This window comes from Pseudomonas sp. NPDC088444 (assembly GCF_044900175.1).
Lineage (GTDB): Bacteria > Pseudomonadota > Gammaproteobacteria > Pseudomonadales > Pseudomonadaceae > Aquipseudomonas.
In genome coordinates, this window is the sequence record NZ_JBJDNK010000011.1 from 249,664 (window position 1) to 275,896 (window position 26,233).

25 protein-coding genes and 2 pseudogenes are annotated in these 26,233 nt (G+C 59.8%); 10 read left to right on the forward strand and 17 right to left on the reverse strand.

Going from position 1 to position 26,233, the window contains the following annotated elements:
• Positions 1-29 precede the first annotated feature (29 nt).
• Genes ACI2KB_RS22185 through ACI2KB_RS22200 form a run of 4 tightly spaced genes read right to left on the reverse strand, consistent with a single transcriptional unit; the run spans position 30 to position 3,556 of the window.
• Entirely contained in the window at positions 30-746 is a 717-nt protein-coding gene (locus tag ACI2KB_RS22185) for an ABC transporter ATP-binding protein (RefSeq protein ID WP_404637961.1), read from the reverse strand.
• Positions 739-1,512 (reverse strand): ABC transporter ATP-binding protein, encoded by a 774-nt coding sequence (locus ACI2KB_RS22190; protein ID WP_404637963.1) that lies wholly within the window; start codon positions 1,510-1,512, stop codon positions 739-741. Before ACI2KB_RS22190 ends, ACI2KB_RS22185 begins: the two co-directional genes overlap by 8 nt.
• Positions 1,509-2,609: an ABC transporter ATP-binding protein gene (locus ACI2KB_RS22195; protein ID WP_404637965.1), complete on the reverse strand. Its 1,101-nt coding sequence runs from the start codon at positions 2,607-2,609 to the stop codon at positions 1,509-1,511. Before ACI2KB_RS22195 ends, ACI2KB_RS22190 begins: the two co-directional genes overlap by 4 nt.
• Positions 2,606-3,556 carry a branched-chain amino acid ABC transporter permease gene (locus ACI2KB_RS22200; RefSeq protein WP_404637967.1) on the reverse strand — a complete coding sequence of 317 codons (951 nt, stop codon included), beginning with the start codon at positions 3,554-3,556 and terminating at the stop codon, positions 2,606-2,608. The genes ACI2KB_RS22195 and ACI2KB_RS22200 overlap by 4 nt, the downstream gene beginning before the upstream one ends.
• 191 nt (positions 3,557-3,747) lie before the next feature.
• Between ACI2KB_RS22200 and ACI2KB_RS22205 the strand changes: the two genes are divergently transcribed.
• From ACI2KB_RS22205 to ACI2KB_RS22225, 5 genes are all read left to right on the forward strand, one after another.
• Positions 3,748-4,653, forward strand: coding sequence for a LysR substrate-binding domain-containing protein (locus ACI2KB_RS22205; protein WP_404637969.1), 906 nt, complete (start codon positions 3,748-3,750; stop codon positions 4,651-4,653).
• A 1,209-nt stretch (positions 4,654-5,862) separates the two neighbouring features.
• Positions 5,863-6,165, forward strand: a complete 303-nt coding sequence (locus tag ACI2KB_RS22210) for a hypothetical protein (protein WP_404637971.1) — start codon at positions 5,863-5,865, stop codon at positions 6,163-6,165.
• 76 nt (positions 6,166-6,241) lie between these two features.
• Positions 6,242-6,475, forward strand: a complete 234-nt coding sequence (locus ACI2KB_RS22215; protein WP_404637973.1) for a phage/plasmid replication protein — start codon at positions 6,242-6,244, stop codon at positions 6,473-6,475.
• A 60-nt stretch (positions 6,476-6,535) separates the two neighbouring features.
• Complete coding sequence (locus tag ACI2KB_RS22220; RefSeq protein ID WP_404637975.1) at positions 6,536-6,883, forward strand: hypothetical protein; 348 nt, start codon at positions 6,536-6,538, stop codon at positions 6,881-6,883.
• Positions 6,884-7,433: 550 nt separating this feature from the next.
• Positions 7,434-8,447 carry an integrase gene (locus ACI2KB_RS22225; RefSeq protein WP_404637977.1) on the forward strand — a complete coding sequence of 338 codons (1,014 nt, stop codon included), beginning with the start codon at positions 7,434-7,436 and terminating at the stop codon, positions 8,445-8,447.
• Between the two features lie 216 nt (positions 8,448-8,663).
• On the opposite strand, the gene ACI2KB_RS22230 is transcribed toward ACI2KB_RS22225, so the two are convergent.
• Positions 8,664-10,286 carry a hypothetical protein gene (locus ACI2KB_RS22230; protein WP_404637979.1) on the reverse strand — a complete coding sequence of 541 codons (1,623 nt, stop codon included), beginning with the start codon at positions 10,284-10,286 and terminating at the stop codon, positions 8,664-8,666.
• A gap of 282 nt (positions 10,287-10,568) precedes the next feature.
• Here ACI2KB_RS22230 and ACI2KB_RS22235 point away from each other — a divergent pair, with 282 nt between their 5' ends.
• Positions 10,569-10,856, forward strand: a complete 288-nt coding sequence (locus ACI2KB_RS22235; protein WP_404637981.1) for a hypothetical protein — start codon at positions 10,569-10,571, stop codon at positions 10,854-10,856.
• Positions 10,857-10,900: 44 nt separating this feature from the next.
• Here ACI2KB_RS22235 and ACI2KB_RS22240 read toward each other — a convergent pair whose 3' ends face one another.
• From ACI2KB_RS22240 to ACI2KB_RS22250, 3 genes are read right to left on the reverse strand one after another with little or no spacing between them, the layout of a single operon-like run.
• Positions 10,901-11,650 (reverse strand): hypothetical protein, encoded by a 750-nt coding sequence (locus tag ACI2KB_RS22240; protein ID WP_404637983.1) that lies wholly within the window; start codon positions 11,648-11,650, stop codon positions 10,901-10,903.
• Between the two features lie 20 nt (positions 11,651-11,670).
• Positions 11,671-13,122, reverse strand: coding sequence for a M48 family metallopeptidase (locus tag ACI2KB_RS22245; protein ID WP_404637985.1), 1,452 nt, complete (start codon positions 13,120-13,122; stop codon positions 11,671-11,673).
• Positions 13,123-13,124: 2 nt separating this feature from the next.
• The gene (locus tag ACI2KB_RS22250) at positions 13,125-13,556 is read right to left on the reverse strand and encodes a hypothetical protein (protein ID WP_404637987.1); all 432 of its coding nucleotides are present in this window, start codon (positions 13,554-13,556) and stop codon (positions 13,125-13,127) included.
• A 190-nt stretch (positions 13,557-13,746) separates the two neighbouring features.
• On the opposite strand from ACI2KB_RS22250, the gene ACI2KB_RS22255 reads away from it, so the two are divergent.
• Positions 13,747-14,697 carry a helix-turn-helix domain-containing protein gene (locus ACI2KB_RS22255; protein ID WP_404637989.1) on the forward strand — a complete coding sequence of 317 codons (951 nt, stop codon included), beginning with the start codon at positions 13,747-13,749 and terminating at the stop codon, positions 14,695-14,697.
• 191 nt (positions 14,698-14,888) lie between these two features.
• On the opposite strand, the gene ACI2KB_RS22260 is transcribed toward ACI2KB_RS22255, so the two are convergent.
• Positions 14,889-15,749 (reverse strand): LysR family transcriptional regulator, encoded by an 861-nt coding sequence (locus tag ACI2KB_RS22260; RefSeq protein ID WP_404637991.1) that lies wholly within the window; start codon positions 15,747-15,749, stop codon positions 14,889-14,891.
• Positions 15,750-15,854: 105 nt separating this feature from the next.
• On the opposite strand from ACI2KB_RS22260, the gene ACI2KB_RS22265 reads away from it, so the two are divergent.
• Positions 15,855-16,559 carry a haloacid dehalogenase type II gene (locus ACI2KB_RS22265; protein WP_404637993.1) on the forward strand — a complete coding sequence of 235 codons (705 nt, stop codon included), beginning with the start codon at positions 15,855-15,857 and terminating at the stop codon, positions 16,557-16,559.
• A gap of 17 nt (positions 16,560-16,576) precedes the next feature.
• Entirely contained in the window at positions 16,577-17,341 is a 765-nt protein-coding gene (locus ACI2KB_RS22270) for an aldolase (RefSeq protein WP_404637995.1), read from the forward strand.
• A gap of 54 nt (positions 17,342-17,395) precedes the next feature.
• On the opposite strand, the pseudogene ACI2KB_RS22275 reads toward ACI2KB_RS22270, so the two are convergent.
• A pseudogene (locus ACI2KB_RS22275) lies at positions 17,396-17,482 on the reverse strand (DUF2000 family protein); the annotation flags it as partial.
• A 262-nt stretch (positions 17,483-17,744) separates the two neighbouring features.
• On the opposite strand from ACI2KB_RS22275, the pseudogene ACI2KB_RS22280 reads away from it, so the two are divergent.
• A pseudogene (locus tag ACI2KB_RS22280) lies at positions 17,745-19,304 on the forward strand (diguanylate cyclase).
• A 52-nt stretch (positions 19,305-19,356) separates the two neighbouring features.
• Here ACI2KB_RS22280 and ACI2KB_RS22285 read toward each other — a convergent pair.
• The 7 genes from ACI2KB_RS22285 to ACI2KB_RS22315 all read right to left on the reverse strand — a co-directional run bounded on the left by ACI2KB_RS22285 (position 19,357) and on the right by ACI2KB_RS22315 (position 26,231).
• Complete coding sequence (locus ACI2KB_RS22285) at positions 19,357-20,409, reverse strand: aldo/keto reductase (protein ID WP_404637997.1); 1,053 nt, start codon at positions 20,407-20,409, stop codon at positions 19,357-19,359.
• 76 nt (positions 20,410-20,485) lie between these two features.
• Positions 20,486-21,403: an AraC family transcriptional regulator N-terminal domain-containing protein gene (locus ACI2KB_RS22290; protein WP_404637999.1), complete on the reverse strand. Its 918-nt coding sequence runs from the start codon at positions 21,401-21,403 to the stop codon at positions 20,486-20,488.
• A gap of 208 nt (positions 21,404-21,611) precedes the next feature.
• Positions 21,612-22,694, reverse strand: a complete 1,083-nt coding sequence (locus tag ACI2KB_RS22295; RefSeq protein WP_404638001.1) for a chemotaxis response regulator protein-glutamate methylesterase — start codon at positions 22,692-22,694, stop codon at positions 21,612-21,614.
• Entirely contained in the window at positions 22,687-23,190 is a 504-nt protein-coding gene (cheD, locus tag ACI2KB_RS22300; RefSeq protein WP_404638003.1) for a chemoreceptor glutamine deamidase CheD, read from the reverse strand. The genes ACI2KB_RS22295 and cheD overlap by 8 nt, the downstream gene beginning before the upstream one ends.
• The gene (locus ACI2KB_RS22305) at positions 23,187-23,996 is read right to left on the reverse strand and encodes a CheR family methyltransferase (protein ID WP_404638005.1); all 810 of its coding nucleotides are present in this window, start codon (positions 23,994-23,996) and stop codon (positions 23,187-23,189) included. The genes cheD and ACI2KB_RS22305 overlap by 4 nt, the downstream gene beginning before the upstream one ends.
• Positions 23,997-24,005: 9 nt before the next feature.
• Positions 24,006-24,545 (reverse strand): chemotaxis protein CheW, encoded by a 540-nt coding sequence (locus tag ACI2KB_RS22310; RefSeq protein WP_404638007.1) that lies wholly within the window; start codon positions 24,543-24,545, stop codon positions 24,006-24,008.
• A 33-nt stretch (positions 24,546-24,578) separates the two neighbouring features.
• Complete coding sequence (locus tag ACI2KB_RS22315; RefSeq protein WP_404638009.1) at positions 24,579-26,231, reverse strand: methyl-accepting chemotaxis protein; 1,653 nt, start codon at positions 26,229-26,231, stop codon at positions 24,579-24,581.
• Positions 26,232-26,233 lie beyond the last annotated feature (2 nt).

Genomic DNA, 26,233 nt, shown 5'->3' on the forward strand with positions numbered 1-26,233 from the left:
GGCTCCGGAGGCCCGGTGGCGGTTCGGATTCATTCGCCCAGATAGGCGGCTCTGACCAATGGGTCGTCCAGCAGGTCTTTCGCAGCGCCTTGCAGACTGATCCGGCCGCTGTCCATGACGTAGGCGCGCTGACAGACCTGCAACGCCAGACGGGCGTTTTGCTCCACCAGCAGCAGGGTCATGCCGTGACCACAGACGCGGTCGATGACCTCGAAAATCTTCTCCACCATGATCGGCGCCAGCCCCATCGACGGTTCGTCCAGCACCAGCAGGCGCGGGCGCGACATCAATGCCCGGGCCAGCGCCAGCATCTGTTGCTCGCCACCGGACAGCAGGCCCGCAGGCTGCCGGGCGCGGCGTTGAAGATGAGGAAAGAGGGTCAGCCAGTGATCGATCTCGGCTTTTATCTGCGCCTGATCGCGGCGCAGGAAGGCGCCCGCCTGCAAGTTCTCCACCACGCTCATGCGGGCAAAAACACCCCGGCCTTCGGGCACCATCGCGATACCCTGGCGCAGCAAGTCGTGTGCGGCAGCGCCCTGCGTCGAGCGGCCCGCGAACCGGATCTGGCCTGCGCTGATTGGCAGCAGGCCAGTCAGGGCTTTAAGGGTCGAGGTCTTGCCCGCGCCGTTGGCACCGATCAGGGTGACCCGTTCGCCTTCGGCAATGTGCAGGTCCAGCGACTTCACCGCAACGATGGCGCCGTAATGAACGCTCAACCCCTGAATATTCAGCAAGGTGTTAGACATGAGCGCTGGCTCCCAGATAGGCTTGAACGACGGCGGGGTGCTGGCGGACGAGATCGGGGGCGCCCCGTGCGATGACCTGGCCGTAATCGAGCACGGTCAACTGGTCGCAAATGCCCATCACCAGCTTCACGTCGTGCTCGATGAGCAGCACGGTATGGCCGTCGTCGCGGATTTTTTCCAGCAATTCACGTAACTGCTGCTTTTCACTGAGGTTCATCCCGGCAGCAGGTTCGTCGAGGGCCAGCAGGCGCGGTTCGGTGGCCAGTGCCCGGGCGATTTCCAGACGTCGCTGGTGGCCGTAAGACAGGCTGTCGGCGCGGTAATCGGCGAAGTGCCCGATGCCCACGTAGTCCAGCAACTGGTGAGCTCGCTCACGAGTGTCCTGTTCTTCCTGGCGGGCGCGCCGATGACGGGTCAGCGCCGCCCACAGGCCGTTGCGGGTGCGGATGTGACGGCCGACCATCACGTTCTCCAGCGCGCTCATGGCGTTGAACAAGCGAATGTTCTGGAACGTACGGGCAATGCCCGCCTGCGCCACTTTGTGCACCGACGACGGTTGATAGGTCTGACCGGCGAGGCTGAAACGTCCGGCGTCCGCGCGGTACAGCCCGGTCATGACGTTGAAGAACGTGGTCTTGCCCGCGCCGTTGGGCCCGATCAGGCCGTGGATATGCCCGGCTTCGATGCTTAGGCTGACATCGGACAACGCCGCCACACCGCCGAAGTGCTTGTTGACGTGTTCGATCTGCAACAGTGCGGTACTCATCGCGCACCTCCATGACGGTCAGGCCAGAGGCCCGCTGGGCGATACAGCATGACCAGAATCAAGGCCAGCCCGTAGAACAGCTGGCGGATGATTTCCGGATCCACCAGCACCTGACCGAACAGCGTTTGCTGCAAGGCGCCCATACTGGCGCGCAGGATTTCCGGCAACGCAGCGAGCAGCACACAGCCCAGGATCACGCCGGGGATGTGGCCCATGCCGCCCAGCACCACCATCGCCAGCACGGCAATCGACTCGTTGAGGCTGAACGACTCGGGCGACACGAAGCCCTGAAACGAGGCGAACAACGCACCGCCGATACCACCGAACCCGGCGCCCATGGCGAACGCCAGCAATTTCAGGTTGCGGGTGTTGAGGCCCATGGCCTCGGCGGCCTGTTCGTCTTCGCGAATCGCCAGCCAGGCGCGGCCGATGCGCGACTGCTGCAAGTGGATGCAGGCGAACAGAATCAGCACCATTGCGACGGCGAACAGGTAGTAATAGAGGTAAACCGAGGGCATGCGCAGGCCGAACAACTCCTGCGTGCGGGCCAGGTTCACGCCGAACAGGTGCACCGGGTCCACCGAGGCGATGCCTTTGGCGCCGTTGGTGATATTGACAGGACGGTCGAGGTTGCGCATGAGGATGCGGATGATCTCGCCGAAGCCCAAGGTGACAATCGCCAGATAGTCGCCGCGCAGACGCAGCGTCGGCGCACCGAGCAGTATACCCAGCCCGGCGGCCAACAGTGCCGACAGCGGCAGGGTCAACCACAGTGGGGTGTGCAAGCCATCGGGCAGGGCAGCCGCCAGTGCCGGAAACTGAGTCAGCAAGTGAGGCGAGGTGAGCAGCGCCGTCAAGTACGCGCCCACGGCATAGAAGGCGATGAAGCCCATGTCGAGCAGCCCGGCGTAACCGACGACGATGTTCAGGCCCAGTGTGAGCATAATGTACAGCAGCGCGAAGTCCAGCGTGCGAACCCAAGCGTTGCCGCCTGCCTGGCCCAACAACCACGGGGCCAACAGCAAGGCGACAGTGAACAGCACAAGGCCGATTTTCGCGCGGGGTACGGAGGGGGACAGTATCGATTCGACAGTCATGCGCGGCTCGCCAGTCGTTCGCCCAGAAGGCCGGAAGGGCGCAGCACCAGCACGGCGATCAGCACCATGAAGGCGAACACATCCTGATAATTGCTGCCGAACACGCCGCCCGTGGCCTCCCCGAGATACCCCGTGCCCAAGGCTTCGATCAGGCCCAGCAGAATGCCGCCGACCATCGCCCCTTTGAGGTTGCCGATGCCGCCCAGAACGGCTGCGGTAAATGCCTTGATACCGGGCAAAAAGCCCATGTAGAAGTGCGCGCTGCCGTAGTTGCTGGCCATCATGATGCCGGCCAGTGCCGCCAGCGCACCGCCGATGGCGAAGGTCAGCATGATTACCCGGTCAGGGTTGATGCCCATGAGGCTTGCGACTTGCGGATTCTCTGCCACAGCTCGCATCGCGCGCCCCAGGCGGGTGTGGTTCACCAGCACCAGCAACGCAGCCATCAGCGCCAGGGCAACGCCGACGGTGGCGATGGCTGTGGCGTTGGTGATGGCAGGCGCGTGACTGTCGTCGCCTGCGGTGATTTCGATCGGGTCCAGCGGCAGCAACTGCACGAACATCTGCGGGTTGCGTGACCACAGCAGCATGGCCACGGTCTGCAACAGCAGCGACACGCCGATGCCGCTGATCAGCGGCGCCAGGCGTGGCGCGTTGCGCAGACGCCGATACGCCACGCGCTCGATCAGCATCGCGAGCACCGCACAGGCGGCCATGGCGCCCAGGGTCGCCAGCAACAACACCCACAAGCCGGGCAGGGAAGGGAATAGGGCTTGCAGGAAACGAATGATCGACAGGCCGATCAAGGCACCCATCATCAACAGGTCGCCGTGGGCGAAGTTGATGATGCGCAGAATCCCGTAGACCATGGTGTAGCCCAGCGCGATCAGGGCATACAAGCTGCCGAGCATCAGGCCGTTGAGCAATTGCTGTATCAGGGTATCCATTGTTGCGGTAAAGCCTCATTCGGCGTAAAGACCGCGCGCGTAGCGTCGGCCAGAAAGACGCGCCACAGTAATGATATGTTCTATATTTATCAAATATCTGAAAGAGCTATGCTTATAACGAAAGAGAAAAGCGATTTTCTCGCAGATACAGGCCTGTTTTCAGCGTATTATTTTTAGATTATCCTCAATACATGAAAAATACAGAACAGTTAGAAAATGATCCGCCGCTGCGTGCAGTGCGCACATTCGAAGCCTTTGCCAGGCACGGCGGTGTTAACGCCGCTGCCCGTGAGTTGGACATCTCGGCGTCGGCCATCAGCCATCAGTTGCGTTTGCTGGAGGAGTTTTTGCAGCAGCCGCTGACCTTCAGGCAGGGGCGCAACCTCATCCTGACCGAAGAAGGGCGCGAGTATTACCGGGCCATTCGCTCAGCCTTTGCCGTGCTGCGCAGCGCCACGGACCATGTGCGGGAAAAATCGGCGATGCGCCAGGTGACCATCAGCCTGATCCCGCTGTTTGGTATCAACCTATTCATTCCCCGCCTGCCGACGTTTCTCAGCGAGAATCCCGGACTGGACATCAATGTCACTTACGCCAACCACCGCAGCTACCCGAGTGACGCGGCAGACATCTCGATTCGGTTCGGTACCGGGCACTGGCCGGGCTACCACAGCGAGCCGCTGATTTCCGGCGCCATGGCCGCGTTTTGCAGCCGGGCGTTTTTGCAGCGCCACGGCCCGATCGAGGCGCCTGACGCGCTGGCCGATCTGCCTCTGCTGCACGACGAAGAACGCGGGACCTGGGCGCAATGGTTTCAGGCGCAGGGCGTACGGCATCCGGCAGCGCTCAACGGCTTGCTGTTCGAGGATGGGCAACTGGCGTTGACCGCGACCCTGACCGGGCTGGGCTGTGCGTTGCTGCGCGAGCCGCTGGTGGCACCTTATCTGGCTAGTGGTGAACTGGTGAAGCTGTTCGACGCCACGGTCGATGACGGGCGCGGCTATTACCTGTGCCGGCGGGCCGACAGCGAGTTGTCGCGTGAGGGATTTAACCTGTATGGCTGGATCAGGCGCAGCCTGGTGGGTTCCCCGTTGTAGCCGAACGATCTACACCCCGTCCCCGGACGTCAATGCGACCGCCAAAACCGCCGAAACAGCCGCGCCGAGTGTATTAACGCCGCCCCAAGAATGATATCGGGATGTTAGGGCTGAGCCGCCTTGAAGAGATTGGCCCGGATCTGCTGGTTAGGCGGCAGCAGATCCGGTGAGCAACAATGTGCGATATCCGGGTCTGACAGTTATCGGATATTGCAATTTTGCACCAGCATCCTCCAAATAGCTGAGGCAGACGTTAAACATCATCCAAACGGGCCTGGATCAACAGCCGTATCACCAAATGTTTTCCGGTCGTTTCATACGCTTACGTACATCTTCGTCGATGACATTTCCCGGCTTGATGAAGTCTACCGCGACTTCTGTTCTTTAAATGCAACGAATTCAGCGCTTTGACGATTATGGCGCTGCCTGTTCATCTCGTTGCCAAGCGACGACTGTCGCTAGCAGCGGCGCCGCACAGCGCTGAATTTGCAAACGCCTGGCGAGCGGACACCGATGCACTAAAACTTGCGCACGCAGGATGATTGTTTCAGCGCAAGACATGGTAAATCCTGGTGGTGCAGAGATGCGGGATGCGCGAAACATCGTGGGCGAGAATCTTGACGAAGTGGTCCGGCGTGTAGTCGTGTGGGGAATGTGGCGACGATGATTGGGATGTGAGTGAATAATCCGGGGATAACGGCAGGTGTGGTTGATGACCAGGTTGGAGTGATATGGAGGGGTTGATTGGTTTGTGAAATTCTCAAGAGGCCTCCCTTAAAACGAAACACATTGTTACGTATAATGTGATTGACGTTATGGTACTTGCGGCGAACAGCCAGAATCCGGCGCCGGGAAAATCGCGAAGCACCCGGTGACGGATTTAGCCATAACGTCCATTATACGAGGCCCCACAAGCCCGCTATGGCGCTTTTCCCTTCAAATCCTTCCCCGATCCGTCTCAGGTCAAGGGCCGCGTCCACGGCTTGTCGTGACACGCTTCATCGTCGCGATAAACGGAGACCCGGGCGAAGCGCACCCTTTACCGTCCTCGTCCCCTTTATCCTCTGAGGTGGGTGTTCAGGGGTGCTTTTCCCCTGGACTCCCGCCGCTCGAGCAAAGGGCTCGCCGCCGGAGGCGCTTTTGATTTATTCGGTCGTCAGGATGTAGCAGCCGCCTACTGGTCTCACGCCTTTCTCTCGCTCGACTGCCATGATTCTGATCATGGCTTGCCTGCAAAGCGCCTCTGTAGGCTTCTCAGAAATGATCTGGGCTTTTCCGTCCAAAATCATGATGAAAATCCATTTTGCGAGCATTGCGCTTTCCTGCGGTTTTGGATCTGGCGGGGTGGGGGTGCTGTTACACCCCCACTTTGGTATGGACATCCGGACTTTTCTGTTTTTTTTGCCTTCCGATTTTGCCTTTCCGGCTTTCCCTCAAGGGGCTTTTGCCTTTGATTTTGCTTTGGTGGTTTTTTTGCTCGTTTTGTCTTTCGGACGACGCCTTTTCTCTTGAATTCTCTTTTGCTATTGCCGGTCTTTTTTTATTCTGTATAGTATGAGAGGCCATACAGCTTAAGTGACTTTAATCTATGCCGATAAAGCTTCTTGATGTTCACTCTCGACTTCTAGCTGACGGAGTTGTGACTAGCGATGCATCTGCAAATGCTTCGCTTATCTATCTTATCCGCTGGTCTGAGGGGGAGGTTTTTGACCTCCACAAAAGCGCTGTGAAGGTCAATCGTGCTCGGTTGCGCAGGCTTGGCATTGATATAGGCAAGCCATTTTGTGGTGATTCTTCAGTACCTGATGTTTTCCTAAAATAGCAATCAAGAGGGCTGCAACCCCCTTGATTGCTCCATTTATGATCATGAGAGGATCAATATATGGACGCTGCAAATTTTACCTTAACCCACGATATTTCGTGCGCTCCATCTCCAGACGTTCGTAGCTCTAACGGCTTCCATCTTGAAAAAATATCATGTTCTGACCCCTCAAAATCTCCGTTTCTAGCATCTGATTTGGTTGGTAAGCGCGTTTGTTTTGATCAGTTTTGCCCGGCTGTTGATGAGGAGCCTGCCTATACCTATCGCTTTGTTGGTCTGGTTTTAGGTTTTAGCCTTGGCGTTTCTGTTTTTAAGCACTCCGATTCTTTGTATCTCTGGCCTGAGGGCTTCAGCTATCAGGAGTTTTTCGATATCTCCTCGCTTAGCGTCGTCTCTGTTTTGAGCTGACAGGGTCGAGTGTCTAGCGACAATCGTTATGCGTGACTCCCTGATGCGTTCTGAGCGTTTTTCCCAGTCCGCAAAGGGGGCGGGCACAAAGCAGAGAGCGTGCGGCTCTGCGGTGTGACCGCGACCTGGCTTCATCTGGGCATCTTTCCTCCAGACGATGAATCAGGGGTTCGTATAATGTATATTATGTTAAATCAGACATCGCACGTTAGCTTGTCTGTTTGTGTCCAATCCCACATACCTCCGGTCAAATCCCCACAAACCTCCGCTCCTAAAAAATCAGTAGCTTGGCCAACCTTCCTCATTCCGTTCCTCATCATCGTCCCTCACTAAACTCCGGTTGGATTCACCAAATCACCAACAGCGATTCGACGATGGCAATGCCGCAGCTTTGTGCTACAGCTTAAGAAGCCATCATTCATTCTAGCCTCCTGGTTGCGCCATGACTCGGCCGTTCATCCCATTCCCGATTTTCCCTCCGTACGTGTACTGGAGGCCTAATCAGGTTCAGCGCTTTCCTACAAACATAGCCGTGTCTGATCGGGTGGCCATGATCGATCCTGCGGCCAATCCCTTCACCAACATCTGGTACGTCGACAGATTCGTAAATTGGATCGCTCATAACTGGGGTGCAGAGAATCCCCACCGTAAGTACCACAGCTGCATCATTGGCCTGGAGAAAATGCTCAACTGGAGCTTTGCGCATGGCGTGTCCCTCATTGACTGGCGCCGTACCGACTTCGAAAACTACGCGGAATTTGTCGTAAATCCACCAAAGGCCTGGACTGTTACCGGGTCTCAACTGCGCTACGTGCCAGAGCCTGGCGTCGAATATGAGCATTGGTCGATCAATTCGGTATGGCGCCCATTCCTTGATTTTCGTTCTGTCGGTGATGATGGCGAAATAGAGAAAAACGTTTGGAAACGAGAGATTCGCTGCGCAACCCAATTTCTGGATTTCTACCTTAAAGATTCGTCAGCTACTCGCGAAAACGTTGCCGCGAAAGCACTCCCTGAGCTCTCTTTCAAGAAGCCCACGGCGGTAGGATTCTTGACCGACACAGAGCTTGAATGGGTGCTGAGATCCCTTCCAAACTTCATGGGCGTGCATGAATATCGAATAATTGAGATGTACCTGGTCATTGCCAGATACTCGGGTCGCCAGCTGTGGAGCATTATGGGCAACGCCCGAGCGCCCGGCCATCTCGACCAATTCCACCGTCGGGCGGACGGCCGATGGGTTGAATTCCGATCAGCCAAAGATGGCTGGTGTCCGTTGTCACCCCATTTCGACAAAGTTTTCGAGCGTTACCTGCATTACCTGAATATTGATCACCTTCACCTTCACCTTCACCTTCACCCTCTCCCATCGATCCCAATATTTCCAAAAGACAACGCGCACTCCTTCAACTCCAAAGCCCTTGGAAGGATCCTGGTTTCTGTCAGGAACACTCTGGCCGACAGTGCGGCTGGGTCAGCTGACCCTGAAATCTCCGGGGCCTCGGAGAAGATTCGCGGCTTGACGTTCATGTTGGTGAGTCGCACGTCTGGCGAGAGCGACTGACCAACTTCATGCCACTGATCAGGGAAATGAGACCTTGGCGTGGCTCTGCGAGCTTGGCTGTCGTGAATCAAGCCGTCCGCAAGCGGCCGTCTCGACCCTGCGGGCTTCCAACCTCACGCCGGCGCGCTCCGCTTGCATAACCAGGCTTTCAAAGAGCCATTCAGGGCAAGAAACACATCAATTGCGCCAAAGATCCATTTCCCCGTCGACGAGCGCCTATAGCCAGCCGTCCTGATCAGTCATCGATGAGGGCCTAGTGGTCGCGATGATGATGTCGTCCTCTTGGGTGAGCTTTGCCAGGTAGTTCCCGGCCTTCAGCGCGCTGAGCAATCTCCAGTTCGTTTCAGTGTTTCTGACCTTGATCTTCTTCACCTTGTGGCTCACGGTTTTGAAGTCCGCATCATCGAGTAACGCGAGCGCTGCCGAAACGTCAGGCCACTTCATCCCGGGGAGACATTGCACGAGCATTTCAGATCGATGCTCCGAGGTTAAGCTTGCGCTGCGTACCAGATTTCGCAGCACAGGCATCAGCGAATCAGCAAACCTTTCGCCCACTTGGTTGGCCAGGGTCGCCACGCGACCGAGCTCTGAAACCGCTTCAGGTCTGCTTTCAATCACCTCCAAAGTAAGCCCTGACCACATCTGGATTTTCTGGGTGAGTGGCAGCGCGTTGCTTTTGCTTAGCGTGATCATAGATTCAAGCTGGAGCGAGCCGATATCGACCTCTGCTTTCGCGAGATTCAACCGTTCAGCCAAGTATTGGCCCTCAAGGTGCCGGCATGAAGCCAGAACTACGTCTCGGACTTCCGAGCTATATGGCAAAAACGTTGAAGTCACCAGCATGACCCAGCGTCCCTCAGGCATTTTGTCTTTCAGCACCGATAGGTCTCGAAGCACGACGCCATCGAGCAATGCCTTGAGCACGTCGTTGCTGATATCGGAAGAGCGTAGAAGATACTGCAGCAGCGCCAAGTCTTCGCTGGTTGACTGCCAAAGGTTGCCCTTGAGCTGGAGTGCATTCCGAGCGATAAAACCAGCGAACACTGTCGCCGGATTCAGCCCGCTTTCATCGCCCGCAGCATGGCGCTCAGTTGCGATGATCTCATCAAAATAAGTCCATACGGCGTCAGATTTGGCGGTAAAGCGATCACTCTCAAGTGCTTTGGCCCACAGATGCATTGGGGCGTCCTGGATCGACCGTAGCTCACATGTGGTGTGATCGAAGAGTCTGGTCGCGAGATCGTTAAACGTGTCCAGCTCTGCCAGTAAACTCGCAAGCGATTCGCTGGACTCATCCAAGGGGGCTGCCTGATCCAGAAGTGCGGCGACGAACTCGTCGGCGTGCGACAACAGCAAATCGATCAGCCCATCGACGCCCAAAGCCTGCAGTCTCCGAAAGGACATGACGCCCACATCCCCAGCCTCGGTCTTGGAGCTTTTACTGCCCTGCCCACCTTCTGACTTAGCGCATACCAGCGACAACATCGGCAAATTGATCTTGATGCAGCGCCATTCGATCAGCCGCACGAGCTCTGAGAGACTCATCACATTGCCAAGTGAGGAAAACTGGATCGGGTGCGCTCTTAGCCACGCCCACGCCCCAGCATTGCCTTCCAGTCCTGGCATCAGTCGTGATGCATCTTCCAGGCTGTCGATCGTGGGCACCAGATCCGTCAGAGCGTCATCGGCCAAGGTCTTGAAGTCGGACTCCGCAAGGTTGTCGAGGATTGCTTTGAGTAGGGTCTGCCGGGCCTCGCTTCCTTCAAATACACCGAGTGAATCCGTGCGGGCAGTCGTAAAATGCCAAGATCCGGGTGATAACAGCGGAGACGTCATCATTGATCTCCCTCCGGATCTCCTTGCAGAAATGCACGTTGGTTTGGGTGATTCCTTGAGGATCGAGTTGATCGGGGGATCGATAGTGCTGAAGCCAGTCCGCGACCGTGACACTCAATCTTGAGGCCGCTATCGACCCAAAGCAACCCTTCAGAGGGGGCGTCTGTCGGCAACTGATGCCGCTCAAGGATCCTCAAGGCGGCCAAAAAGTGGCAAGAAACGGGTGCGGCGACGTTTCTTTTATTGGGAAATGCCAGGCGAAAGCTTTTCCCGGATCGCAAGGGCATGGTGATGCCCGAGGCGGTAAAAGCGTTGGGCAACACACTGGATTTCGCCCGCGAATTAATCGCCGCCGAATTTCGGGATCCTGTCATCGAGAGCGTGACACATGCCTATCAGCTGGATGTGAAGTCGCTCGATAACCCTGACACGCTGTTTGGAGTGTCACCCGACTGGACGAGCCTGACCGACACAGAAAAGGCAACAGTGATTGCGCACGTCAGGGAAATGGCTGGCGATAATCCTGTCTTGCCCATTCCATCTACCGCATTGATCGCGGTTGCGCAGCGATAACCAACGATCCAGCGGCAAGTGCTCAGTTGCGTATGGCGAAGCGCTCACCGCTGCGGCCGACAGCCCTGCGGCGATCCATGCGGGCTTCCGACGAAACCCGCCTGACGCTGACGCAGCGCTGCCAGCTCCTGCTCGGCGCGAGCGACATTCAAGTAACTCTCTATCACGCCCATGAGTTGGTCATCGCGCAGCGTTTTTCCGTTGACCCGGTAGCCCACGGACATGATACGTACCTTGGGCGTACCGCCAGTGCGCGTCAACAGGGCCTTGGAGAACTGGAAGCTGACCTTGCGTTGGTGCGCGTTCTCGCCGGAGTCAGGGCCGAGTTCGAGCATCAACGATTCCACCCAACCGCCGTTTTTGTAGCTCACATGCCCCACCTGCAGCAGATCGATCGGCTGCTTCAGGTTGTGCACACGTAGCTGACGGTGATCCAGGGTCATGAACACAAACTTGCCTGAGTGGCGGTTGGCCCAGCTGGCAGCAACCAGTACGGCAACCCCGACCAGGCAGAAAATCAAGCCCGTCACGCTTCCCTTCTCACTTGGACGGTGCTCCCCGCCCATGTCACGCAGCACCACCCAGGCCAGGAGTGCCATCACCAGCGCGGCGATGGGCAGGACGTATTTCACGCTGGGCGAAGAGGTGAACTCGGTCTTGTCGGGCACCGACTCGATGAAGCTTTGCAAGGTGTCAGCGGCGTCCTCGGCTTCGGTGCGTATGGCCTGGTTGTATTCGTCGGTCAGCGATGCAGCGAGATCGGTAGCGCTGCCAGGTTGGTAGGGTTGATTCATGGGTCGAGTCTCCGTGCCGGTCACGCGGCGTGTGTCGTTTCGGTGAGCAATTGATTGAACCACTGGCTGTCGGCCTCGCTGGCCGGACGGGACGCCTGACGCAGTAAGTCGTCGTCCAGTGCCACCTTGAGGTGGTGTACGCGCTGCAAGGTGGGTGGATGAGTGTCGAAGGGGTGCTCGACACGGTGTTCGAGGGTGTGGGGGCTGAGCGGCAACGCGTGCTGCCCCAAGTGAATGTTGAGCGCTTGCACAACGTTGCGGGTCTGCGGGCTGGCCAGCAGCAGGTCGATCAGCTCGGACAAGGCACACACTCGCAGCAAGGCAATAGCGAACATACGGGCGCCGGCCACACGTGCCCCCACTTCGTCGGCGGCCAGCTCCTGCCGCCGGCTCCAGTGATGAAAGGCATGATCGAATTGCTCAAGGAAGTACAGCGATATCCAGATGCCTGGCCCGACCAGCAGAGTGTCGCTGTCATTGTCTTCGAGCAGGGTGTGGATGCGTGACCGCACGCTGTGGAACAGTGACGACAGCTGCGAGCCCTTCTTCGTGTCGCCGGACGCGAAGTGCCCCAGTTCGTGCCCCACCACCGCAGCCGCTTCGTCCTGGCTCATGGCCGAGGCGTAAGTGAGCGGGATGTACAGTGTGTGCCCAAGCAACGGCGCCTGCGCCGACTGCAAAAACACCGGGCTGCTGGTCACGAACCAGGAGCGATCGACGCCCACCACGATATGGTCCGGGGAAGGCACATTGGCTTTGCGGGCAATGCCAGCTACCCAGCGCCACAGACCCGGTGCGTGCTCGCGTGGCAACTCACGACCCAACAGCCCAATTGCAGGTGCCTCCAGCGGTGTGAGCCGCTTACGGATGCTGCGCAGCACCAGCACGCCACCAGTCAATACCCCCCACAGCGGCAGAGTGAACAGCAGCGCCATCGCCCCACCCCGGTCCCAGTGGCTGTAGGCCCAGGCCATTTCGTAGAGCAGACACAGGCTGACCCCCGCTACCAACAACGCCACATCAAGGAAGATCAGTTGGGTGACCCGCCGCCAGGCCTTCGTCAAGTGCTGCAGCATGTAGTCCTGTGAACGCATTGAGCGCAGGGCGTCGTACTTGAGCTTGGTCAACAGCGCCACACCGGTCAGGGCGGCTGCCAGCGCACAGAGCTCAGCCAGGTGCGCGAGGCCCCCACGCAGCGTCAGCCAGCCGTGGTCCTGCACGATACGGGCAATCTCCTTTTGCATGTACGGCACGATGGACTCGGCACCTACATGGCCTCCGGTCAAGCGGTGGTGAATGGGCAACAGATGTGCGGGGTCTTTTACGGCGGCCACGATCCAGTCGCGCATTTGCTGCTCGTCGCTCAACGCCCAGTGCACACGACCGTCTTGCAGCAGTGCATAGAGCATCAGCCCTAGCGGGACCAGAAACAGAAACGCCAGCAGCCGCAGCCTGCGTGATGGGGTGGACATGATCACTTCTGGTTCAGGTAGTCGGTGAGGAACGCCTGGGCGTCGCCCTGTGACGACAGCCCTTCACTGTAGCCCACGTTCAATTCCTGACTTTCACCAGGCAGATACAGCTCGCCATAGCCGTCCTGAAGGATCAACGCCACGAACTTCTGGCCGTTGGCCTCGGTGCTGTAGCGCGTGCCCTTGGCGGTCTTTTCCACGTTCATTTTCTGGATGCGCAGGTTCCAGTCATGGTCCACCCCTTCCACCTGCACCAATGCCTCGTTGGCACCGCGGGCACCGATGCGCAGCGTCCATACCTTCACGCCTTGCTCGCCCTGATAAGCCATAACCTTCTCGGCCACTTCCGGGCGGGCGTCATCGGCCAGGGTGATAGCGGAAGTCAGCAGTAGCACGCCAAGGGTAAGTACGCGTACGCAGGTGCTCAGGAACATGCCAGTGTCCTCGGTAACAGAGTGAGGACACCTGATAAGCCACAGTCACCGAATCGGCAAGATGGCTGACCGCATCTCACAAGTGAATGGCCATCGGTCACAGGTATTGGTTAAAAAAGCATCACCCGCACTATACTGCGGCCCCGTTGTCGGATTGACGTCAAATAGCCGTTAGCCAGTATTGAACGCCATGCAGAGCTGGACCCCTTACCACGACACCGAAGTGTTCTTCGATGGCCCACAACCCCTGAGCCGGTCGAACATCCTCGACGCGTCCGCGCGGGAGATCATCGGCAGTGCCAGCGGCCACTATCAAGCGCGAACCGTGCGCCCGTCGATGCAGTATTTCGACTGCGACCTACGGTTTACCGAACCTCTGCGCATCCACAAGGTGCTGCCCGACAGCCTGTGCATCGTGCAGGTCCTCGAAGGGGGATGGAGCCACAGTATCGATCGCCGCACGCCCAATCACTATACGCCGCAAGCCACGATCAGCCTGGGCCTGAGCGAGCCGATGGAAGCGGTCGACATCCTACCGGCCGGCAGCCACGCACGGCTGGCGGGGCTGCGCATTGCCGGCTCGTTCATACATGAACAGGCCGAGGAAGGTGACACCACGCTGTTGCCCCTGCTGCGTCTGCAACAGGACGGCGTTCGTTTCACGCCACTGCCCCGCTGCATGGCGCTGCGCTCGCTGTTCGAGCGTTTGTATCAGACGCCTTACCACGGCGCACTGGGCAGACTGCATCAGGAAAGCCTGACCCTGGCGGTACTGGTGGAACTGGCCGTGCACCTGGGCGGCCCGCAAAGCCGCCTCCAAGGCCAGACTCGAGCCCAGCGCGAGCTGGCACACGAAGCCCGGCAACGGCTTGAAGACAACCTTGCCCATCCACCGGCCAGCCAAGAGTTGGCACGCATGCTGGGTGTAGGGGAAACCACGCTGCGCCGCGCCTTCAAGCAGGCCTTTGGCAGGTCGATGCTGCACTACCTGCGCGACCGTCGCCTGGAAGTGGCTCGCCAGTTGTTGCGCGAACGCAAATGGCAAGTGGCGCAGGTCGCGTACCGTGTCGGCTACGCAGACCCGGCCAATTTCACCCATGCCTACAAAGCACGGTTCGGTTATCCGCCGAGGCTGGAGTGAGCGGCGCATTGCAGGTAGACGCCAAGGTCTCGATTAACCGAAACACCCTCGGAATCACCCCTTTCGCGTGTAAGCGTCGAACCACACCGTCTTGGATTACCTGCCCCGTACACCCAAGCCCATCCGCGAGCTTCAAGTAAAGCTGGGCAGGAAGACACCCCGGTTCGTAATGCCGAGAATGCACACGGACATCAAGTGCGCGTTGGCTCAGGAGATTCGCCCAGTGCCTGTCGCAAAAACTCGACCAGCGCTCGCTGCAAGCCGGTCAACGCGCCGTCGCGGCTGATCAGCGCCAGCTCGGTCGGCGGCAATTCGGGGAGGTCGGTACACAGCGTGTGCTCTGGCAAGACCGCCGAAATCGGCAGTACCGAGACGGCTAGTCCAGCGGCCACGGCGGCCTGGATGCCTGTCAGGCTATGACTGCCGAACGCAACCCGCCATGGCCGCTGCGCAACATCCAGCAAGCGAATGGCCCGTTGCCGATAAATGCAGCCTTGCGGAAACAAGGCCAGCGGCAGCACACCTTGGGCAAAACAGTGCTCCACCCCCCTCACCCACACCAGCCGTTCCGGCCAGCTTGCCCAACTGGGCCCGCTGTTAGGTTCCCGCTTGACCAACGCAATGTCGATCTCTCCTGCCGTCAGCTTCTGCTTGAGTTCGATGCTCATGCCGCTGATGGTTTCCAGGCGTGCCTGCGGGCAGGCCAGATTGAATCCTGCCAGCAGGCTTGCCATGCGCCGTGAGTCGAAGTCTTCCGGCACGCCGACACGCAGGATTTCCAGATCGCAATCGCTGGCAAGCACGTCCAGCGCTTCCGACGAGATGGCCAACAGACGCCGCGCGTACTGAATCAGCATTTCGCCCTGTGGGTTAAGGGCGATGTTCTGCCCCGTGCGGTCGCGAAGCAGCAGCGTGTGGCCGACCGTCTTTTCCAGCTTGCGCACCTGCTGACTGACCGTCGATTGCGTGCGATGGACCCGTTCAGCAGCTCGGGTAAAGCTGCCCTCATCCACCACGCACACGAAGGTTTTGAGCAGTTCAAGGTCGAGCATGGCAGTTCCTTGATATTCGTTTTTCCACTGAGTCGCGCATATTAATTTAATTTCCCGCTAACGGCATTCGCTCGTAAGCTGAATCTCTCGATAGAGGAGAACAGCATGACACTCGAAAATACCGCACGTCCCCAATGGCTGACGTTCGACTGCTACGGCACCTTGATTCAATGGGACGAGGGCTTGCAGAGGGTCGCCGCCACAATTCTTGGCACCAAGGGCCAGCACGATGTCGATGTCCATCGCCTGATCGGGGTGTACGACCGGCACGAGCATCGGCTGGAGCAGACGCCGCCTCACTGCTCGTTCCGTCACTTGAGTACCTTGGGGTTGCAGCTTGCGCTGGAAGAGTTGGGGTTGCCCGGTTCGGCCGAGGACAGCCAGCGGTTGGCCGAGGCCATTCCCCAGATGCCGCCGTTCCCCGAAGTGCTCGATACGCTCGAGCGCCTCAAGGCCATGGGCTTCAACCTGTGCATCGTGTCCAATACCGACGACGACATCATTGCCGGCAACGTCGCGCAGCTCGGTGGGCACATTGACCGGGTCATCACCGCCCAGCAGGCGGGTGCCTACAAGCCCGATCCACGTCTGTTCGACTATGCTCACCAGCAACTGGGCGTGCAACGTGAAGACGTGGTGCACATCTGTGCCAGCCCGCACCTGGACCACACCGCCGCACGCGACATGCAGTTTCGCTGCGTGTGGATCGACCGCGGTACGGGTCGGAAATTACTGCCCGACTACCGCCCGGATGCGACCGTGAGCACGCTGGATCAAGTCGTGCCCCTGTTCGAATCCCTTGGCTGGTAACCCACGGAGTCATTGCCATGGCGCACACCCTTGAAGGCGGTATCCGTACCGCCCGCTACGCCGACCTGGATCTCGAGTCGCCCGCCATCGTCACTGCGCGCGCGGAGTTGGCCGCATGCTTTCAATTGGCAGCGCGGCACGGTCTGGAAGAAGGCATCTGCAACCACTTCTCTGCCATGGTGCCGGGGCGCGATGACGTGTTTTTCGTCAACCCCTATGGGCATGCATTCGAGGAAATTCGCGCCGAGACCCTGCTGGTCTGCGACTTCCATGGCCAGGTGGTCGCTGGCGAAGGCCAGCCCGAGGCCACGGCCTTCTATATTCACGCACGCCTTCACCAGAGACTGCCCAGGGTCAGAGTGGCGTTTCATACGCACATGCCCTACGCCACGGCGTTGTGTTCACTGCAGGGACCTCCGCTGTTATGGCTGGGGCAGACGGCGTTGAAGTTTTACGGGCGCACGGCGGTCGATGAGGCCTACAACGGCTTGGCACTCGACGAGTCTGAAGGTGACCGCATTTCCGGTGTCATGGGCGAAGCCGACGTGTTGTTCTTGAAGAACCACGGCGTAATCGTTGCCGGCCCGACCATCGCCGAAGCCTGGGACGACCTCTACTATCTGGAGCGCGCCGCCCAGGTGCAACTGCTGGCGATGTCCACGCAGCGAGACCTCAAGCCAATACCCCACGACATCGCGCAACGCGCGTACGAGCAAATGCGCCAGGGCGACCCTGAAAGCGCCCGTGCGCATTTGGCGAGCGCAATGCGGCGTCTGGCGTAAGAGAATCGTGCCGTTCGGCTTCACAGCCAATCGGAAACACGTGGAGCCGGCGATGCCGGTTGCGAGAAAAGCCACGACATTCATCCGTTGCCAGTGAGCAAGGTCGTTGCGGACGATGAAAGCGATCTTGGTATCAAACATGGGCAACTCCTAAGGGCTGGCTGGCGATGATGGAGTGCGCTGCCCCCCTCAGTCTGTAACGTTCGTGCAAGCGCGCTTCGAGATGGAATGCCGTACCGCAGAGCGCGCAACGCGATTTTGCGTTGAGTTATGAACCGCACTTGGTGTCTACCCGGTAACGCGCATGCATCCTGACGCTATGATTGAATTGGCCAGGGAGGTTTCGATGCCAGGACGCCAGGAAAAGCACTTCGCAGCAGGAACCACTGCAGAGGAAGGCCTGATGCCGAGCGGACGCCGCGCATCGGCCGTGTTCCGTATGACGTTGACCTTCATGCTCCTGATGGTCTCGAGTTTTCTGGCGGTGGAGGGTTGGCGATCATGGCGCGATTACCGCCATGCGTATGTCACCGCTCAGGACTCTGCGAAAAACCTCGCCCGGGCGACAGCACAACATGCCGAGGACGCCATTCGGCAAGTGGATGTGCTGACGGCTGAACTGCGCGAACGGATTGAGGGCGATGGGCTGCAAAACATCGACATACCCCGCATACGGGCATTGCTGGATCAGCAAACCAGGATCATGCCCCAACTGCAGGGCCTGTTCGTCTACGCGCCCAATGGGGCCTGGATCGTCACCAATCAGTACATCACGCCTGAAACGGCGAACAATTCCGACCGTGCGTATTTCAACTATCACCGCACGCATCCCGGGAGGGACATACGGATCGGCGAAGTGGTGAGAAGCCGATCCTCCCGTGAGCTGATCATCCCCGTGTCTCGCCGCCTCGATAAACCCGACGGTTCGTTCGGGGGCGTTCTGCTCGGCACCCTCAAGGTGAGTTATTTCCTGGATTTCTACGGGGACTTCAAGATTGACGACAAGGGCGCCCTGGTTTTGGCGTTACGCAGCGGTGAAGTGCTCGTGCGCCGACCTTTCATCTCCCCTGCAACGGAGGAAAGCCTGGCCCGGAGCGAAATTTTTACGCGTTATCTGCCGCAATCCAACGAGGGGGTCGCGGAAGTCAGGGCCGTCATCGACAACACGCAAAGGCTGTAGGCGTACCGCGCGCTGAGCTCCTATCCCCTGGTCGTGGAGGCCGGGCTGTCGCGCGAGTCGTTCATCGGTCCATGGCGCCACGACCTGTTCAAAACCGCGATGGTGCTGCTGGTGCTGATGGGCTTTCTCGCGAGCTTTGGCACCATCGTGCTGGCGCAATTGCGAGCCAGATGTCGACTGGAGCGGGAAATCAGGGCGGCCCACCAAACGCTTCAGGATATGGCCCCGACGGATAGCCTGACAGGATTGGGTAACCGCCGAAAACTGGACATGGTCCTGGAGCAGGAGATCGAGCGGGCCAAGCGTCAAGAAGAGCCTATGGCGCTGATCATGCTCGATGTTGACTACTTCAAACGCTTCAATGACCGGTACGGCCACCCTGCCGGAGACACGTGCCTGCAGCAGGTCGCGCAGGTCATCAGAGGGGCGCTGAAACGGCCAGCCGATCTTGCGGTTCGCTACGGGGGTGAAGAGTTCACCGTGCTGCTGCCGGGAACGGATGCAACAGGAGCGGGCTAGGTGGCGGAGGACATGATCCAGCGTGTTCGCGCCTTGAACATCGATCATGCCGACCACCCGCTCGGCATTGTGACAGCGAGCGCCGGGGTCGCAGCGGTAACGCCCGCGAAGGAACCCACCGATGCCGCCGGCATGATCAAATCAGCCGACGCTTTTTTGTACATGGCCAAGCATTCGGGCAGGAATCGATGGTGTTCGGACGCGACCCTTCACAAGGGAAACGCCCAAACGTCCCCTCCCCGCAAAGGCGAAACTTGCCAGTGAGCCCGATTGAGGCAGCGTGCAAGAGGCCTCCCCGGACGGCTGGCACTCCACGTCATGAGGTTTTGCCGGCCCAAAGGTCCACGGGGCCCAGGCGGTCGGCCATCTGGGTGTCGAGCATCCAGCCGGGGTATTCAGGCGGCAGTTCACTGACGGCGTCGAGCCTGGCGATTTCATCCTGGCTCAGCTCAATGTCGATGGCCGCGAGGTTGTCCTCCAATTGGTCGAGGCGTTTGGCGCCCACTACGATGGACGTCACGACCGGCTTGGCCAACAGCCATGCCAACGCGATGCGCGCTGGGCTGCAACCATGCGCTTCGGCCAGCGGTTTGAGCACATCGATGACGTCCCAGGCGCGCGCCTTGTCGACGATGGGAAAATCGAAGGTCGAGCGGCGTGAGCCCACGGGCGTCTGGTGGTCACGGCTGAATTTGCCCGACAGCAGGCCGCCAGCCAGCGGGCTCCAGACCATCAATCCCATCTTCTCGGCCTCAAGCAACGGCTTGAGTTCTCGCTCCAGATCGCGCCCTGCGACAGAGTAATAGGCTTGCAGGGTATTGAAGCGTTGCAGATTGAGCCGCGCGGACACGCCCAAGGCCGTCGCGATCCGCCATGCCTGCCAGTTCGACACGCCCAGATAGCGCACCTTGCCCTGCCGTACCAGGTCGTCCAATGCGCGAAGGGTTTCGTCGAGGGGCGTCAGCGTATCGGTGGCGTGGATCTGGTACAGGTCGATGTAGTCCGTGCCCAGGCGTTTGAGACTGGCATCGACCGCATCCATGATGTGCCCACGCGACGCGCCCACGTCGTTGCGGCCCGGCCCCATGCGGCTATAGACCTTGGTCGCCAGCACCACTTCGTGGCGGGCGATGCCCAGATTCTTGAAGGACTGCCCGAGGGTGCGCTCGCTTGCCCCAGCCGAGTAGACGTCCGCCGTGTCGAAAAAATTGATTCCCGCCTCGACGCTGGCTTTGACCAACGCATCGGCACCAGCCTGGTCCACATTGCCGATGTGTTCGTATACACCGGTGCCGTCGCTGAACGTCATCGTGCCCAGGCACAGTTGCGAAACCAGCAGGCCGGTGTTGCCCAATGTCTTGTATTTCATCTGCTCTTCCTCCCAGGACGATACTTGTCTTCATTTGAAAAAACAGGTCTGACGGCCGACGCGCGCCAGACGCGACTCAGGTGTTCGGCTCGGAAACGGCCATGCAGTAGTAATTCCCCGACTCCCGCAGCCGGGCCACGTCCCGTCCTGGCGGTGCGCCGAACATTCGGCAGTAGTCGCGGTTGAATTGCGAGGGGCTGTTGTAGCCAACCCGCGCACCGGCACTGGCGGCGTCGAGACCTTCGGCCAGCATCAACCTTCGCGCCTCTTGCATGCGCAACTGCAGACGAAACGCGAGGGGACTGAGCGAGGTCACCGCACGGAAATGCCGGTGAAAGTTTGACCGGCTCATGGCGGCCACTTCAGCGGCATCCTCGATTCGGCAGGCGGTGCGGAAATGCCGTCGTATCCAGGAAATGGCCCGACTGATCTGCTGGAACTGACTCTGGCTGTGGACCATGTGCCGCAGCAGGCTGCCGCTGGGGCCGGTCAACAGCCGGTAGTAGATTTCGCGCAAGATAAGCGGCGCCAGCGCCGGGACATCCTGGGGCGCATCGAACAATGCCAACAAGCGGATGGCCGCATCGGTCAATTCTGGGGGCGCGTCGTTGATCGCCAGCCCCAGCGGCGGAGAATCAGGGTCCAGAGACGAGGGATGGAGCGCGGCCAGCTCCGCGATCTCTTTTTTGTCGAGGTTGATCTGCAAGCACAGATAAGGCTTTTCTGCACTGGCCTCGACGACCGAGCCCATGACCGGTTGAGCGATCGAGGCAATCAGGTAGCGGGCAGAGTCGTACGTCAAGGTGGTGGTGCCCACGCTCGCCTGTTTGCGGCCTTGCGCGACGAAGCAGACGGTCGGCTCGTAGATGGCGGGCATCGGCTCGCTGGGCGCCGACCAGCGAATCAACGTTACCGCTGACACGGGCGTGTCGAACGTGCCGTCCCCGATGGTCCGACGTGAGATGAGATTCGCCAAGCGTGCCTGCGGCGACATACCGTGCCCTCCTGTGATGACGTCCAGCGTTGTCTCACGCTTTCGGCACATACGACAGGCATTGGTTCGCCTCGGTGGAGGATCGTGCAATCATCCCGGACAACCGTGCTACTGGCTTATCGATAGGGCATCGTGTCAGGACGTGATGGGGCCGCGCTTTGCGATGACCTGCCCCACTGGCCCATCCAAAGGCGCAGTGGGCGTCACTTCATTTGTGCAGGATTGCCTGATGAATCGCGTCCAGCGGCAGAATGCGCTGCGCGGCGTTGAGTTTGATGGCTTCCTTGGGCATGCCGAACACCACACAGCTCGCTTCGTCCTGCGCCACGGTGGAGGCACCGGCGTCGAGCATTTCTTTCAGCCCTCGCGCGCCGTCGTCGCCCATGCCCGTCATGATGATGCCGGTGGCATTCTTGCCGGCCGATTTGGCCACCGAGCGAAACAGCACGTCCACCGAAGGCCGGTGACGATTGACCAGCGGACCGTCGATCACCTGCGCGTGATAGAAGGCCCCGCTGCGCGTGACCATAAGGTGCTTGCCGCCTGGCGCGATCAGGGCCAGCCCCGGATGGATGCGGTCGCTGTTCCGCGCTTCGCGGACTTCCAATTGGCAGATGCTGTTGAGGCGGTCGGCAAACGAGGCGGTGAATTTCTCCGGCATGTGTTGCACGATGACGATGCCGGGGCAGACCCGCGGTAAGGCCGTCAGAACGGCCTCCAGTGCTTGGGTGCCACCGGTCGAGGTGCCGATGGCGACGAGGCGTTCGGTGGTCTGTGCCATGGCTTGGCCATTGGCAGCCGGGAGGATTGCATCGGCCGTGAGCTTCCCGGGCGGCGCCATCGGTGACGCGGCGCGGACGCTGCGCCTGCCCAGGTTGCTGACGTTGGAAAGGGCTGCGGCGCGGATCGCGGCGACCAGCTCGTTCGCTGATTCGAGCAAGAAATTTTTCAGACCGGTTTCCGGTTTCGCGATCACTTCGACCGCGCCCGCCGCCAGCGCTTGCAGGGAGGTTTCCGCCCCCTTCTGCGTCAGCGACGAGCAGATCAGCACCGGGGTGGGCCGCTCGCTCATGATTTTCTTCAGGAAGGTGATGCCGTCCATGCGCGGCATTTCCACATCCAGCACTATCACATCCGGCCATTCCCGCGCCAGTTTGTCCATGGCGAAAATCGGGTCGGAGGCGGCCCCCATCACATGGATATCCGGCGTGTCATTGAGGATCGCCAGCATCACCTGACGCACCACGGCTGAGTCATCGACCAATAGCACGCTGATTTTTCTGTTAGGCATTGTCTCGGAGTATTCCCATTGGTTTGTGCCGCACCCAAACGTTGCCGTTCCACAGGTCGAACATGATCGTGCGGTAGCCCGTACTGCCCAGGTCCTGGGCGATGAGCTTCAAATGATGGTGCTCGGCAAGGGCCAGCGCCGCCCGCACATTCTGACGGGCGACATCCTGCATGGGGAGCGTGGGCGGCTGCCCGGGAAACATTTCGCCGCCGCCGAACAGCTTGACCTGATAATCCTCAGCCCGCGTACCGTTGGCGCGGGCATGACGCAACAGCACTTCCAGCGCTTCATCGGCATAACGGCCATCGAGGGGTTGAGCATGGCGCGCACGCGCCGGCAGCATGAAGTGACACATGCCACCGATGTGCCGCTGTGGGTGCCAGAAGGTAATGGCCACACATGAGCCTAGCAAGGTACGCAGGCGAGTTGGCTGGGTGGCGAAGCTCACGTCGCCAGGTGCCAGGATCACTTCGGCCGCGCCGACAGGCTTCTTCATGGCTTGCGGTAAATGGACGGCGCCACCAGCTTCAACGTGTCGTTCACGCCGTTGAGGCTTTCGGAGTGGCTGATGATCAAGTAGCCGCCCGCTTTCAGCAGCGGCAGCAGGCGTGCGACGACCTGACTTTTGGTGTGCGGGTCGAAATAGATCATCACGTTGCGCAGGAAAATCACGTCGAACTCGCCCAGATTGGGCAACGCTTCATTGAGGTTGACCTGAATGAAACTCACCCGGTTACGCAGGCTGCGTTCGATCAGGAACGTGCCCGCCTGGCGGCCAATCCCCTTCAGGCAGTATCGGGTCAGCAGCGACTGCGGCAGGTTGCCGATTCGCTCCATGCGGTAATGACCAGTGCGCGCCTTGGCCAGTACTTGGGTGCTGATGTCCGAGCCGATCACTTCCCATGGCGTGGTGCCCAGCGCCTCGGCCAGGGTCATCGCCAGGCTGTAGGGTTCCTCGCCGGACGAACTGGCCGCACTCCAGATGCGGAACACTTTGCCGGGGGCCGCACCGGGCAGTACGTGCTGGCGCAGAAACTCGAAGTGCTTCGGCTCACGGAAGAAATAGGTTTCGTTGGTCGTCAGCAGATCGAGCGCCACCTGCAACTCGTCCTTACGCTGATCGGTCATGATCAGCTTGAAATAATCGCCATAGCTTTTCAGTTCATAGTGTTTGAGGCGCTTGAACAACCGGCCGGCGACCAGCGCTTTTTTGGCCGGCGACAGGTTGATCCCCGCAGCCCGGTGCAACCAGGCCTGGAACTGGCTGAACTCACGGTCATCGAGCGATGCGTTGTGTGGCATGGCTCGACCCTAGCGTGGATTGAAATCGAGAGCAGGCGTTTGAGCGGCTTCCGCGAGACTGGACATCTCGTCGAGGGAGAGCACCTTGTCCACCTCCAGCACGATCACGAACTTGCCATCGACCTTCGCCATCCCACCAATGAAATCGGCACGAATACGTGCGCCGAAGCTGGGCGGTGGCTCGATCTGCGCGTCCGGAATCTCTTGCACCGCCGAGACGGTATCGACCAGCAACCCGACATCCTGCGCCTGACCCGTTCCGGAGCCTGCCTCGAGGATGATCACGCAGGAGCGTCGAGTGATCGCTGAGTTCGCCCGGCCAAAGCGGGCCGACAGATCGATCACTGGCACCACCGCACCGCGCAGATTGATCACGCCGCGCACGAAGTCCGGCATCATCGGCACCACGGTCAGGCTGCCATACTCGATAATTTCCTTGATCCCGAGAATGCCGAGGGCGAACATTTCCCCCCCCAGCATGAAGGTCAGGTACTGCGCGCCTTCGTCTTCGCCAACCGCTGCATCACGCGTCGTCATCACTGCGCCCATTTCGTTCTCCTTGTGACCCGCTCGCGTCTGCGATCAGAAACGCGTGAATTCCGACTCGTCCAATGTACTTTCCATGGCGTAGGCCACGGCCTTGCGCGGCGGCTGCACCTTGCGCACGGGCTGACGCGGCATGCTTGCGGCACCGTCCTGCGGGCCGGCCGGCGCGGCGGCGCGAGGGCTGGAATCCAGGACGAAGAAGCTCATGGCCTGCTGCAATTGTTCCGCCTGACTGTTCATCTCTTCGGCCGTGGCCGCCAGTTCCTCGCTGCTGGACGCGTTTTGCTGGGTGACCTGATTGAGCTGGGTCATGGCGGTGTTGATCTGAGCGACGCCCGCGGCCTGCTCTTCCGAAGCCGCACTGATCTCCTGCACCAGATCGGACGTCTTGTTGATGGACGGGACCATTTCCCCCAGCAACTGACCGGCTTTTTCCGCCATGTCGACACTGCTGGACGACAGCTCGCCAATTTCCTGGGCCGCGACCTGGCTGCGCTCGGCCAGCTTGCGCACCTCAGCGGCAACAACGGCGAACCCTTTACCGTGCTCCCCGGCCCGAGCGGCTTCGATCGCCGCGTTCAGCGCCAACAGGTTGGTCTGGTAGGCAATGTCGTCAATGATGCTGATGCGCTGAGCGATTTTCTTCATCGCCACCACGGTCTGTTGAACCGACTCGCCGCCCTCGGTGGCTTCCTTGGCCGCCTTGCTGGCCATGCCATCGGTCACCTTCGCGTTCTCGGTGTTCTGATTGATGCTGGCGCTCATCTGCTCGATCGACGCACTCGTCTCCTCGACGCTGGCGGCCTGTTCACTGGTGGCTTGGCTCATCGATTGGGCCGTGGCACTGACTTGCTCCGACGCGCTGGCCAGATTGTCGGCCGCGTTGCGGACTTCTCCGATGATATGCGTCAGCTTGCCGACCATGTTGCGCATGGCGTTGAGTACCATGCCGGTTTCATCTTTGGCACCCGGCTCGATGTGGGCGTTCAGGTTGCCTTCGGCCAGTTGTTCGGCCGCCCTCGCGGCTTGGCGCAGCGGACGAGAAACGATCCGTGCGATCAGCAGCGCCAGTGTCAGGCTGATCAGCAGCGCCACTACCAGCGCCACAACGATCGATAGCCGTGAATTTTCGTACAGCGCGGTGCCTTTGTCGCCGGCAGCGGCGCCGCCTGCGGCATTGAGCTCGACCATTTTTTGCAGACGGCTCGTCAGTTCGTCGTAGTGAGTCTTGGATTCCCCACTGAAGACCGTTCGCGCCTGGTCTGTCTGGTTCTGCCGGGACAGCTCGAACAAGCGCTTGCTGGTGGCCTGGTAGGCACTCCATGCGCTGGTGACGCTCGCCAGCAACTGACGGTCTTCGTCATTCGAGAGCAGTTGCTGGTAGGTGTTGACACGCGTTTCGAACTGCTGCGCGGCGTCTGCCGCTTCGCGCTCGGCCTGGACCTTTTCATCGCTGCTGTCGGTGCCCAGATGGCGGTACTCTTGCAAGCGGTAGCTTGCGATGAAGAAACGCATGCCTGAGGCGGCACGCATCGACGGCATCCAGTTGCCCCTGATGTCCTGGGCAGCCTGATTGACGGCACCCAGTTGGAGGATGGCGTATCCCCCCATGGCGGCGGTCAACACCAGCACCACCAAGAACGAGCCAACCAGCTTGGTTGAAATCTTGAGATCGTAAAACCATTTCATCG